Below are 14215 nucleotides of genomic sequence, written 5' to 3' on the forward strand. Positions count from 1 at the left end.
GAGTGCACCAGCCTGACCCGGATCGTGTGCAGCGGTGAAGCGTTGCAGGTCGATGCGCAGCAGCAGGTGTTTGCCAAACTGCCGAACGCCGGGTTGTTCAACCTCTACGGCCCGACCGAAGCGGCGATCGACGTGACCCATTGGACTTGCCGCGACGAAGGCCGTGACAGCGTGCCGATCGGTCAGCCGATCGCGAATCTGAGCACCTACATCCTCGACAACAGCCTGGCGCCGTTGCCGGTGGGTGTGATCGGTGAGTTGTACTTGGGCGGCGAAGGCCTGGCCCGTGGTTACCACCGTCGTCCGGCGCTGACGGCAGAGCGTTTCGTCACCAGTCCGTTCGGTGACGGCCAGCGCCTTTACCGCACCGGCGACCTGGCGCGCTACCGCGCTGACGGCGTGATCGAGTACGCCGGGCGTATGGACCATCAGGTGAAAATCCGTGGCCTGCGTATCGAGCTGGGTGAAATCGAAGCGCGTCTGGCCGAGCACGATGATGTGCGCGAGACCGTGGTCATCGCTCAGGACGGCTCGTTGCTGGTGGCCTACGTGGTGCCGAACGACGAATCGCTGCTTGAAGCGGATGAAGATCGTCGTCAGGCCTTCCAGCGCCGTCTCAAGGAACACCTGAGCCAGAACCTGCCGGAATACATGATCCCGCAACACTGGCTGTTGCTGGCGAAGATGCCGGTCAGCCCCAACGGCAAACTCGAACGCAAAGCCCTGCCGAAGGCCGATCTGAGTGTCAGCCAGAAAGCCTACAGCGCGCCGACCAGTGAGATCGAGCAAGCGCTGGCGGCGATCTGGCAGAACGTGCTGGGCCTGGAGCAGGTAGGCATTCACGACAACTTCTTCGAGCTGGGCGGTGACTCGATCATCTCGATTCAGGTGGTCAGCCGCGCGCGTCAGGCCGGGATTCATTTCAGTCCCAAGGATCTGTTCCTGCACCAGAACGTGCAGAGTCTGGCGGCGGTGGCCAAGGTCGGTGTGACCGGTCCGAGCATCGATCAGGGCCCGGTGGTGGGCGACAGTCCGTTGCTGCCGTTCCAGCAATTGTTCTTCGACAGCGCAATGGCGGAGCCGCATCACTGGAACCAGTCGGTGTTGCTTAAACCGCGCGAAACACTGGATGCCGCCCATGTTGAACAAGCGTTGCAGGCACTGCTGGTGCAGCACGATGCCTTGCGACTGGCGTTCAGTCAGCGTGATGGGCAGTGGTCAGCAACTCACCGTGTTCCGGGCACCGAACCGCTGCTCTGGCAACACACGGTGGCGGATGATGCCGCGCTGGAACAACTGGGCGAACAGGCACAACGCAGCCTCGACCTGACAAACGGCCCGTTACTGCGGGCACTGCTGGCGACGCTGGCCGATGGCAGCCAGCGCTTGCTGCTGGTGATCCATCACCTGGCGGTCGACGGGGTGTCGTGGCGGATTCTGCTGGAAGACCTGCAACAGGCGTATCAGCAGTTGCAGGCCGGTCAGGCACTCAAGTTGCCGGCCAAGACCAGCGCTGCGAAAACCTGGGCGCAACGTTTGCAAACCTACGCCGCCAGCCCGGCCCTGCAAGCAGAGCTGGGTTTCTGGCAGGCGCAGTTGCAAGGTGCGAAGGTTGAACTGCCGCTGGATCACGCTGACGGCGCGCTACAAAACCGTTACGCCGCGAGCGTCGAAACCCGCCTCGACAAAGAGCAGACCCGCCAACTGCTGCAACAGGCACCGGCGGCCTATCGCACGCAGGTCAACGACCTGTTGCTGACCGCGCTGGCACGGGTCATTTCCCGCTGGACCGCCAGCGAATCGACCCTGATTCAGCTCGAAGGCCACGGCCGTGAAGACCTGTTCGATGAGCTGGACCTGAGCCGCACCGTGGGCTGGTTCACCAGCCTGTTCCCGGTCCGGTTGACGCCGACTGCCGACCTCGCCGGGTCGATCAAGGCAATCAAGGAGCAACTGCGCGAGATTCCGGCCAAAGGCATCGGTTTCGGTGCCTTGCGTTATCTGGGCGACGACGCGGCGCGTCAGACCCTGCAAGCACTGCCGATGCCGCGCATCACCTTCAACTACCTCGGGCAGTTCGACGCCGGTTTTGCGGAAGATGGCGGCGCGCTGTTCAGCCCGGCCAATGAACCGGCCGGCGCCGAACAGAGCCCGTTGGCGACGCTGGGTAACTGGCTGACCCTCAACGGTCAGGTGTATGGCGGTGAGTTGAGTGTCGGCTGGACGTTCAGTTCGCAGATGTTCGATATCGCGACCATTCAGACGCTGGCCGATGCCTACGCGCAGGAATTGAAGGCGTTGCTGGAGCATTGCTGCCAGAGCGATAGCCACGGCGTAACACCGTCGGACTTCCCGCTGGCGCACCTGACTCAGCAGCAGCTCGATTCGCTGGCGCTGGCGCCGCAACAGATCGAAGACATCTATCCACTGTCGCCGATGCAGCAGGGCATGTTGTTCCACACCCTGTACGAGCAACAGGCCGGCGATTACATCAATCAGATGTGCGTCGACGTTCAAGGCCTGGACATCGAACGCTTCCGTGCGGCGTGGCAAGACGCGCTGGATGCCCACGATGTGCTGCGCAGCAGTTTTGTCTGGGACGGTGAATTCCAGCGTCCGGTGCAAGTCATCCACAAGCATCTGACCGTGCCGTTCAGCGTGCTCGACTGGCGCGAACGCGCGGACCTGCAGCAAGCCATCGCCGCCCTGGCGCTGGCCGAACAGCAACAAGGTTTCGAACTGGGTGCCGCGCCGTTGTTGCGTCTGCGGGTGGTGCGTACCGCGGCCGATGTCTGCCGCCTGATCTACACCAGCCATCACATCCTGATGGATGGCTGGAGCAATTCGCAGTTGCTCGGCGAAGTGCTGCAACGCTACAGCGGTCAGCCACCGGCCAGCGGCGCGGGTCGTTATCGCGATTACATTCAGTGGCTGTCGCGACAGGACGCGCACGTCAGCGAAGCGTTCTGGAACGCGCAGCTGGCCGATCTGCAGGAGCCGACCCGACTGGCGCGCGCGTTTGTCGCAGTGCAACCGGTCAAGGGCCGTGGCGAGCGTTTCCATGTGCTGGACGAGGTGCGCACGCGCCAGCTCAACGAGTTTGCCCGTGGCCACAAAGTCACCCTCAACACGCTGGTGCAAAGTGCCTGGCTGCTGCTGTTGCAACGCTTCACCGGGCTCGACACCGTCAGCTTCGGTGCGACCGTGTCCGGGCGTCCGGCGCAACTGGCCGGCGTCGAGCAACAGATCGGCCTGTTCATCAACACCTTGCCGGTGATCGCCAGTCCGCGTGCCGAGCAAACGCTGAGTGCCTGGTTGCAACAGGTGCAGGCGCAGAACCTCGCACTGCGCGAGCAGGAACACACGCCGCTGTTCGAGATCCAGCGCTGGGCCGGGCAGGGCGGTGAAGCGCTGTTCGACAACATTCTGGTGTTCGAAAACTATCCGGTGTCCAAAGCGCTGCAACAAGGTGCGCCGCAGGATCTGCGCTTTGGCGAAGTGGCCAATCACGAACAGACCAACTACCCGCTGACCCTGGCGGTCAGCCTCGACGCACAGCTGTCGCTGCACCTGAGTTTCGACTGTGAGCAGTTCGACGGACGTTCGGTCGAACAACTGGCGAGCCAGCTCGATCACCTGTTGCAGCAGATGGTGCAGGCACCGGCGTCGACCTGTCTCGGCGAACTGGCCCTGGCGGCCGGGCCGATGCTCACCGCGATCGACGCACCGGTCAGCGAACATTGCGTGCATCAGTGGTTTGAGCAGCAAGTGGCGCAAACCCCGGACGCCATTGCGCTGATATTCGAAGACCGGCAACTGACTTACGCCGAGCTCAATGCGGCCGCCAACCGCGTGGCCTACGGCTTGTTGCAACACGACGTCGGCAGCGATGTGCTGGTGGGGATTGCGGTTGATCGTTCGATGGACATGATCATCAGCCTGTTGGCCGTGCTCAAGGCGGGCGGCGCCTATGTGCCGCTGGACCCTGGCTACCCTGCCGACCGTCTGCTGGCAATGATCGAAGACAGCGGCCTGCGCCTGATGCTCAGTCAGCAACACCTGCTGCAGTGGCTGCCCTCGGTGGCCGGTGTGCGCACGCTGACCGTGGACGGCGATGCATGGCCGTTGCTCGACAGCAACCCGACACCCGTCGTGCACGGGCAGAGCCTGGCTTACGTGATGTTCACCTCCGGCTCGACCGGGCGCCCGAAAGGCGTGGGCATCAGCCGCGCCACGCTGGCGCGACACGCCCGTGTGTCCGAAGCCTACAAAGGCCTGTCGGCCAGTGATCGGGTGCTGCAATTTGCTACGTTCAACTTCGACAGTTTTGTCGAGCAGGTCTACCCGGCGCTGATCTGCGGCGCGGCGGTGGTGTTGCGCGGCAACGAGGTGTGGGACAGCGAAACCCTGTATCAGCAAATTATCGACCGGGACATCAGCATCGCCGACCTGACCACGGCGTACTGGAACGTGGTGGTGCAGGACTTCGCCGACCACGGCCCGCGTGACTACGGCCGTCTGCGCCAGATGGTGGTGGGCGGTGAAGCCATGCCGCCGCAAGGCATCGCGGCGTACCAGCGTGCCGGGCTTGAGCAGGTGCAACTGATCAACGCCTATGGCCCGACTGAAGCGACGGTCACCAGCACCGTACTCGACTGCGTCGACTACGTGCAGGGCGGCCAGCCGCTGCCGGTGGCATTGCCGATCGGTCATGGTCTGGCAGGGCGCACGATTCATATCCTCGACAGCGCCGGACAGCCGGTGCCGAAAGGTGTGGTGGGCGAGTTGCTGATCGGTGGCGAGCTGTTGGCGCGGGGCTATTTCCAGCGTCCTGAGCTGACGGCTGATCGCTTCCTGCCTGATCCGTTCAGCACGGTGGGCGGACGGCTGTATCGCACCGGCGATCTGGCGCGGGTCAACGCCGACGGATTGATCGAATACGTCGGGCGTCTCGATCATCAGGTCAAGGTGCGCGGTTTCCGCATCGAACTGGGCGAGATCGAGACTTGCCTGTTGCATCAGGACGGTGTGCGTCAGGCGCTGGTGCTGGCACAGCCGGGGGCGGGTGGTCAGCAACTGGTGGCTTATGTCGTGCCGCACGACGAATCATTGGCCAGCAACGCTGATGCGACATGGCTGCAAGCATTGCGCGACGGGCTGAAAAACCGCCTGCCGGACTACATGCAACCAAGCCATATCCTGCTGCTGACGCAATTGCCAATCGGCCCGAGCGGCAAGCTGGATCGCAAGGCCTTGCCACTGCCGGACAGCCAGGTGTCGAGCGAAGATTTCGTCGCGCCACAGGGCCAGCTGGAGCAACAGATCGCTCAGGTCTGGCAGGACGTGCTGGAGCGCGAGCAGATCGGGCGCAACGAGCATTTCTTCGAAGCCGGCGGTCATTCGTTGCTGGCGACCCAGGCCGTCTCGCGCTTGCGCAAGGTCACCGGTCTGACGCTGAGCCTGCGCGATTTGTTCGGCGCGCCGGTGCTCAAGGATCTGGCGGTGGTCATGCAGGCCAACGTCGGGGCGGAGCTGGCGGCGTTCGATTCGCGTCAGGTCGAGCTCAAGGCTCATGGCACCAAGAGCAGCGCGCCGTTGTCGCTGGTGCAGCGCCGCTTGTGGATTGCCGAGCAGTTGTCCGGCGGCACGTCCGCTTATGGCATGCCGATGGCGTTGCGCTTGCGCGGTGATTTGTCGGTACGGCGTCTGCTGGCGAGTTTCGCCGAAGTGGTGCGGCGCCATGAGGTGTTGCGCACCGCCTATGTGCAGGACGACGAAGGTGATCCGATTGCCGTGATCGTCGATGAGGTCGAGCTGGATTTCCCGCTGGTCGATCTGTCCGGCCTGTCGCGCAGCGATCAGGAAGAACAGGTGGCGCAAGCCGTCCTCGACAATGCCAACACGCCGATCGACATGGAGCAGGCGCCGCTGTTGCGCGGACGCATCCTGCACCTGAGTGCGAGCGAACATGTGTTGCTGTATTCGATGCACCACATCATTTCCGATGGTTGGTCGATGGGCGTGTTGATCAACGAACTGGTGGAGATCTACGACCGTGCCAGCGCTGGCGAACCGCATGCCTTGCCGGCACTCGCCGTGCAGTATTCAGACTTTGCCTTGTGGCAACAGGCGCTGGAACAGCAAGGAGTGCTCGGTCAGCAGGCGACGTTCTGGAAAGAACAACTGGCGGGCTACAACGGCCAGCTCGGCCTGCCGCTGGACAATCCGCGCGGTGCGACGCCGTCCTACGCTGGCGACGCGGTGCAGTTTGCCCTCGGCGCTCAGTTGAGTCGCGACGTCCGGGCGCTGGCCTCACGGGCCGGTGTCACGCTGTACAGCACGTTGCTGGCGTCGTTCCAGGTATTGCTGCACCGCGTCAGCGAAGGCACCGACGTGTTGGTTGGTGCCGACGTGGCCGGGCGCGAGCGGGCGGAGCTGGAGCACTTGATCGGCTTCTTCGTCAACGTGCTGCCGCTGCGTTCGCGGTTTGCGAGTGAGGCCTCGTTCCGCGGCTTCCTGACGCAGACCCAGGACACGCTGTTGCAAGCGCTGGAGCACCAGGACCTGCCGTTCGACATGATCGTCGATGCGTCGGGCGTGCCGCGTCACAAGGGCATGAACCCACTGGTGCAGGTGCTGTTCGTGATGAACAACCTGCCGGGACGCACCCAGGCCATGGGCGGTTTGAACGTCGAAGCGCTGCCGTCGCTGGAGACCCATTCTAAATTCGACATGGCATTGTTCGTTGACGAAGAAGAAGGGCAATTGCTGGGTAATTGGCAATTCGCCACAAGCTTGTTCGGACATGAGCGCATTCAGTACCTGGTCAAGGCCTGGATAGCCCTGTTGGAACAGATCGTCGCTGATCAGGACATTCAATTGGGAGCTATCAGCATGCCAGTCGACAATTTAGCAGCGGCCACCCGGCCGGCTGCCCCCGGACCCAAGGCCGACAAATTGGGCAAATTCCTCAAGCGCGGCGCCGCCCCGGTGGCCAAGGTACGCCCGGCGCCGGTGCGTGAAACGTTGATGGCGGCGCCACAACCGTTCCCGCTGCTGGTGGAACCGAACGAGCCGCAGCTGGACCTGATTGAGTGGATCAAGAACAACCGGCCGCTGATCGAGTCGAAGCTCGCCACCCACGCCGGCATTCTGTTCCGCGGTTTCGAACTCGACGGCATTCAGGGTTTTGAAGCTTTCGCCGAAGCGATCCAGCCCGGTCTGTATGGCCAGTACGGCGATCTGCCGAAGAAGGAGGGCGGCAAGAACACCTACCGCTCCACGCCGTACCCGGAACGCAAGATGATTCTGTTCCACAACGAGAGCTCCCATCAGGACCGCTGGCCGCGCAAGCAGATGTTCTATTGCGAAGTGGCGGCACCGATTGGCGGCGCGACACCGGTGGTGGATTGCCGCTTGATGTACGAAAAACTGCCGGCGGATCTGCGCGACAAGTTCGAGGAAAAAGGCCTGCTGTATGTGCGCACCTTCACCGACAAACTGGACGTGTCGTGGCAGCACTTCTTCAAGACCGAAGATCGCGCCGAAGTCGAGGCTCGTTGCCGGGCTGGCGGTATCGAATGGCGCTGGCTGGACAATGACGAACTGCAAACCCGCACCCCGGCCCCGGCGATCATTCGCCACCCGGTGACCGGTGCGAAATCGTTCTTCAATCAGGTGCAACTGCACCACATCTACTGGCTGGAGCCGGATGTGCGTGAAGATCTGTTGTCGATGTTCGGTCTGGAGCGCATGCCGCGCCATGTTTACTACGGGGATGGCACGCCGATCGAAGACGAGGTGATGCGGCGTATCGGCGAGCTCTACGAAGCGTGCGCGGTGCGGTTCGACTGGCAGAAGGGCGACGCCATTCTGCTCGACAACATGCTGGTTGCGCATGCCCGCGATCCGTTCGAAGGCCCACGCAAGATTGTCGTGGCCATGGGTGACATGTTCGACCACAGCGACTTGCAAGGCGCCCGTGGCGAGCCGGTCCGCGCAACCGAAGGAACAGAGGCATGAACGAGGTGGTGATGGAACAACAGGACGTGGGGCAAGCGTTGACCCCCGAGCAGCAGATGCTCTGCGATCAACTGCCGGGCGCTGCGTGCTGGGCCGATGCCGCACGTTTCCTGCGCATCGATGTTGCTGGCGAACTCGACGTGGCGCGCCTGCAAGCGGCCTTCGACCACGTGCTGGCGCAGCAACCGATGTTGTTGGCCCGGCTGGCCAAGGCTCCGGGTTTTCATGGCCTGCGTCAGTTCACCGTCGTCGCCGAGAGCTTTCCGCTGACGGTGCAAAACGCACCGGCCAGCGAAGCCGAGATTCAGGCGCAATTGACCGAATGGGCACAGCGCGCCTTTGTGCCCGGCGAATCCGCCGGCGTGCAAGCGGTGTTGTACGCGCTGCCCGAACAGCGTTGGACGCTGCTGCTGGGCGCGGCCCGTCACAGCCTGGACGACAACGCGCTGACACTGGTCTATCAGCAGTTGCTGCGCGCGTATGAACAGCCTGAATGGCCTGAGGACGAAGAGGCGGGTGAGTTTGGTCAGTATCTGGAATGGCGTAGCGAAGTGATCCTCGACGAGGATGCCGCGACCGCCCGGGCGTATTGGCAGGCACAACTCAATGGCGTCGATGCGAGCTTGTCGACGCCTTGGCTGGCGGCGCGCGAATCCACGGTGTCGGGCACTGATTCGGCAACCCTCAATAACCCACTCGACGCAGCATTGATCGCCGGGCTTGAGCGTCTGGCGCAGACCGTTGCACAACCGGTTGCGGTGCTGATGCAAAGCGCCTGGTGGTTGTTGCTGGCGCGTTTGAGCGGTCGTGACGAAGTGTTGATGGGGTGGCGCCACGATGGTCGTGAAGACTATGAGTATTTCTCTGGCGCGCTTGGCGTGTTCGAGAAAACCTTGCCGCTGAATCTGCCTGTGGATGCCGATCAGTCGTTCACGCAATGGCTGCCGACAGTCGCCGCGCGCCTGGAAGAACATCGGCTCTGGCAGGAATACTGGGGCCCTGAACTGCAACCGGCGGCTGCGCGCCCGGCCTATGGTTTTGCGTTGCATCGTCAGGCACAGCCGGTGGCGATCGGCGCGACCCGCTGCACAGCGCAACGGGTGGAAACCGGGCGTGGTGGCGTATTCGAGTTGCTGCTGCAAGTGCAGTTGAACGCGGAAAACGTGGCCAGCGCGGTGGCGCTTGAATATGCCGCGCAGCGCTACAGTGTGGCGTCGATGCAGGTGCTGCTGGGTCAATACGTCACGCTGCTGGGTCAGCTCGTTGCCGACGCACACGCGCCGTTGAATGCGATCAGCCTGCTGACCGAGGCCGAGCGTCAGCGCTTGCTGTCGATCAATCCGTCGGCACGTGTCTGGGCCGATACCCCGTTGCTGCCACAACGCATCGCCAAATGGGCGCAGTCCACGCCAGAGGCGCTGGCACTGACCGATGAGGCCGGCCGCCTGAATTACGCGCAGTTACAGGCGCAGGTCGAGCGACTGGCGGCAGGCTTGCATGCCGAGGGTGTGGGCAGTGATTCGGTCGTCGCACTGGCGTTGCCGCGTTCAGCGGCACTGGTGGTGGCGATGCTCGCGATCTGGCGGGTCGGCGCGGCGTATCTGCCTCTGGATCGCCAATGGCCGCTGGCACGTCAGCAACTGATGATCGAGCAAGCGCGTGCAGGCCTGTTGCTGACCGATGCCACGCAGATCGCTGAATGGCACGACAGCACGCTGCCGGTGCGTTCCATCGATCAATTGCTGGCAGCGGAAGCTGTACCGGCGCCGGCCCATGAGGCCCAGGGCAGTGATCTCGCCTACGTGCTGTTCACTTCGGGTTCTACCGGCATGCCGAAAGGCGTGTTGATCGAACATCGGCACCTGCTCAATTACACCGCCAGTGTCAGCACGGCACTGGGGCTGGACAGTCACCGGCACTTCGGTCTGACCTCCACGGTGGCGGCAGATCTGGGCAACACCACGTTGTTCGGTGCGCTGTTCAACGGGGCGGCGCTGCACGTGGCCAGCGATGAATGCATGCAGGACGCACAGGCATTCGCCGGTTATCTGCAAGAGCGTGCCATCGACTGCCTGAAAATCGTGCCGTCGCATCTGGCGGCGCTGCTCGACAGCGACACGCCGCGTTTGCCGCGAACCCTGGTACTGGGCGGGGAAGCCATTGCCGCACCGCTGATCCAGCGAATCGCGCAGGTGCGCAGCGACTGTCAGGTGTTCAACCACTACGGCCCGACCGAAACCACGGTCGGCGTGATGGTGCACAAGCTTGCGCCGGGGCAGGGCGCCGGTCTGCTGAGCCAGATGCTCGACAACAATCAGGTGTACGTGCTCGACGCGCAGCAGCAATTGGCACCGGTCGGTGTCGTTGGCGAGTTGTATGTTGGCGGTGCGCAGCTGTTTCGCGGCTACGTCAATGTCGACGCCGAGGCGGGATTGTTGATCGATAACCCGTTCATCAACGGCGAACGCCTGTATCGCACGGGCGATCTTGCGCGCTACTCACCTGAAGGCGCGATTGTCCTGCACGGGCGGCGCGATCATCAGATCAAGGTGCGCGGTTTCCGCATCGAACTGACCGAAGTCGAGGCGCAACTGCTTCGCCTGCCATCCGTGCAGGAGGCGGTGGTGATTGCCGGGGACAGTCCCGAGCAAGGCTTGCAGGCATTTGTCGTGGCGCGTGAATCGCTGGCGGCGGACAGTCTGCGTGAGCAATTGGCTCAACAACTGCCGGCGGTGATGGTGCCGCAGCAGATTCGCTTCATCGAGCGCCTGCCACGGCTGGCCAACGGCAAGATCGACCGCAAGGCTTTGCAGCAACTGGCCGATCAAGGCGTCGACGGCGATTACGTCGCGCCGCGAGACGCTCTTGAAATCTTGCTGGCCGGGCGCATGGCGCAACTGCTCGGTCAGGATCGCCTGAGCATCGAACGCGACTTTTTCGCCGCCGGTGGCCACTCGTTGCTGGTGATCAAACTGGTCGCGGGTATTCGCAAGCTGTTGCAGTGCGAAATCCATCCCGGCGTGGTCTTCGACCATCCGACCGTGGCCGGGCTCGCGCAGGCGTTGCGCGGTCAGGAAGCGAGTCCCGGGCAACTGGACAAACTGGCTCAGGCGCGGCTGCGTCTTGAATCGATGAGTCCCGAGGAAAAAGCCCTGCTGACCGAAAAGGCCCGGCAGCTGCAAGCCGCCAAGGTGGCCCAGGACGTTTAACCGTCCGGCCAGGAAAAACCGTCGCCTCAGTGCGACGGTTTTTTTTAATTTATTTCACAAATGATAAACAAACGCATTCCGGTTTTTCCGGTCTGCTCCGTCTTACTAACGTAAGCGCGTGAAATGACTCGAAAAAGGGCCTTTTCAGTCAGGTTTTCACGCGGCAACAAACGGATTTCTTACGCAACCCATGACCGGCTCGCGCCACTGCGCGGGCGACTGCTGCCCGGGGAGGGGCCAGTCGATCGATTCACATGATTGAACGATCCCGGCGCGCGGATGTGCATTTCGAGGGGCGCTCGGCGGCCCGCAGGCTTTTCCACTTCGACCAATAATAGAGAGCACAATGTCCGCAATTCACGAATTGAAACCCCTGTTCAAGGCCCTGGTGATTTCCCGAACGTTGCGCTCGCGCTCTGTGCTGGCGGGGATGGGCATGGCGTGCCTGCTGCCGCTCAGCGCTCAGGTCCAGGCCGAAGACAAAGCCTTCAATATCGCGGCACAGTCCCTGCCACAGGCGCTGCAAGCGTTTGGCGAGCAGAGCAACATGCAAGTCATCTACAGCGCCGATGATCTGGCGGGCCTCAAGAGCTTTGCAGTCAAAGGCAACATGACGCCGGAGTCGGCCATCGGCCAGCTCCTGCGCGGCACCGATGTGCGTTTCACCGTGGAAGGCAACACCCTGATGCTGGTGCGCAGTGGCAGCGCCAAAGGTCTGGAACTGGGTGCCACCACGATCAACGCCACCTCGCTGGGCACCACCACCGAAGGCACCAATTCCTACACCACCGGTGCAGTGACCATCGGCAAGGGCCAGCAGAAACTCAAGGACATCCCGCAGTCGGTCAGCGTCCTGACCCGCAAGCGCATGGATGACCAGAACATCAGCAATCTGACCCAGGCCGTCGAGGCCACCACTGGCCTGACCGCGCTGAAGTCACCGGGCCCGGGTATCTTCATTTACTCCCGTGGTTTCGACATCGAAGCGATCCAGTACGACGGCGTGCCGATCCCGCGCAACGTGTATGCGCTGGGCAGCTACATCACCGAAAACATGGCGATCTACGACCGCATGGAAGTAATCCGTGGCGCGGCCGGCCTGCTGCAAGGCGCGAACAGCCCGGGCGGCGCGATCAACATGGTGCGCAAGCGCGGCCAGGCCGAACCGACCGTAACCCTCACCGCCAAGGCGGGCAGCTGGGATCGTTATGGCTCACAGGCTGACGTGGGCGGCCCGTTGAACGATGCCGGCACCATTCGTGGTCGCGCAGTGGTCAACTATGAAAAAGACCACTCGTTCACCGACTACGCCTGGAACTGGGAACAGACCGTGTACGGCGCCCTGGACTTCGACCTGGACGAAGACACCGTGCTCGGCATCGGTTTCAGCAACAAGAAGAGCCACGGCCGTCCGTACCTGCTGGGCCTGCCGCGCTACGCCGACGCTAGCAACATCAACTTGCCGCGCTCGACCTACACCGGTGCAACCTGGAACCGTTCGATGAACGACCAGACCGCGGTGTACGCCGATCTTGAACACCACTTCAACGACAGCTGGAAAATCAAGGCCTCGGCCATCGCCATGAACGAGTCGAACGAGGCGACCTACCAGTTCATCGCCGGCGTGGTACCGGTCGGTGGCAGCACCGGTCCGCGTTTCTCCGACTACGCGACCGACTTTTCCAACAAGAACCGTGCGTTCGACATCTACCTCGACGGCCAGTTTGAAAGCTTCGGCTTCAAGCAAGGCCTGACCGTTGGCGCCAACTACTCCAAGTTCACCAGCGATGATCAATACGCTCGCCAGTTCACCCCGGGCGTAGACATCTTTGACATCGATCACAACCGTCCGCAGAAGTCGTTCGACATGATCGCCGACGCCGCCAACCTGGCCGTGAGCACCTACGATGTTCGCCAGAAAGGTCTTTACGGCAGTTACCGGATCAACCTGACCGACCCACTGACCCTGATTCTCGGTGCGCGTACCAGCTGGTACGACTACTCCTTCGACCAGGACAACTACTTCGCCCGCGAACTGCAGGAAGGCGGCGAGAAGAACTCGATCAAGAGCACCGGCCGCGTAACGCCTTACGTCGGCATGGTGTATGCGCTGAACGAACAGTGGTCGGCCTACGGCAGTGTTGCCGAGGTGTTCATTCCGCAAACCCAGCTGACCAAAGAGAAGACCGCGCTCAAGCCGATCGAAGGCACCAACTACGAGCTGGGTATCAAGGGCGAGCTGATGGATGGCCGCTTCAACACCTCCCTGGCGTTGTTCCGCTACATCCAGAAAAACCGCGCCGTGTCTGACCTGACCACCGACATCGAAGGGCCGGAGGCCTGCAACGGCTGGTACTGCTCGACAGCGTCGGGCAAGGTTCGCAGCCAGGGTCTGGAAGCGGAAATCGCCGGTGAACTGTTCGATGGCATGCAGATCTCCAGCGGCTATACCTACAACACCACCAAGTTCCTCGAAGACTCCGACCTCAAGGGCAAGCGTTTCGCCACTGGTACGCCGATGCACATGTTCCGCCTGTGGGGCGACTACACCCTGCCGGGTGATTTCCACAAGGTCAGCGTCGGTGCCGGCGTGAATGCCCAGAGCAGCACGCTCAGCTTCGACCGCAGCTTCGACCTGCCGGGCTTTGCCATCTGGGGTTCGCGCGTTGCCTACCAGGCCACCGACGAGGTCAACCTGGCCGTCAACCTGAACAACATGTTCGACAAGCGCTACATCATTCCGGCCTTCGCCCAGATCAACAGCAACAGCTACTACGGCGACCCGCGTAACGTGATGTTCAGCGTGACGTACAAACCGCAGTTCTGATCCATCGGTCATACCCAAACCCGGTCTGCCATTGCAGGCCGGGTTTTTTATTGCCCTGAATAAATCGGCGGCGCCTGGCTTCAGGGTGGATGCACGAAAGGCCTCCAAAGAAAAACCCCGTCAATCAAGGACTGACGGGGTTTTTGGGGCTTGCGCG

Annotated in this window: 3 protein-coding genes (1 of these 3 cut by a window edge); all 3 read left to right on the top strand. The window is 62.4% G+C overall.

Annotated features, from left to right (window positions below):
• Positions 1-8022, top strand: partial view of a non-ribosomal peptide synthetase gene (locus CAF87_RS18015; protein ID WP_256576028.1) — the 3' portion only. The gene continues 2307 nt to the left of window position 1, outside the view; only the last 8022 of its 10329 coding nucleotides appear in the window; its start codon lies off the left edge, out of view; its stop codon occupies positions 8020-8022.
• A complete protein-coding gene (locus CAF87_RS18020; RefSeq protein WP_085732441.1) occupies positions 8019-11231 on the top strand; it encodes an amino acid adenylation domain-containing protein in 3213 nt (1070 codons plus the stop codon). The genes CAF87_RS18015 and CAF87_RS18020 overlap by 4 nt, the downstream gene beginning before the upstream one ends.
• Positions 11232-11577: 346 nt before the next feature.
• Positions 11578-14058, top strand: a complete 2481-nt coding sequence (locus tag CAF87_RS18025) for a TonB-dependent siderophore receptor (RefSeq protein WP_085732442.1) — start codon at positions 11578-11580, stop codon at positions 14056-14058.
• Positions 14059-14215: the final 157 nt, after the last annotated feature.

It is taken from the genome of Pseudomonas sp. R38(2017) (assembly GCF_002112395.1).
Taxonomy (GTDB): domain Bacteria; phylum Pseudomonadota; class Gammaproteobacteria; order Pseudomonadales; family Pseudomonadaceae; genus Aquipseudomonas.

Coding starts and splice junctions, on each gene's coding strand:
- CAF87_RS18020 (WP_085732441.1), top strand. CDS start 8,019: ATGAACGAGGTGGTGATGGAACAACAGGACGTGGGGCAAGCGTTGACC.
- CAF87_RS18025 (WP_085732442.1), top strand. CDS start 11,578: ATGTCCGCAATTCACGAATTGAAACCCCTGTTCAAGGCCCTGGTGATT.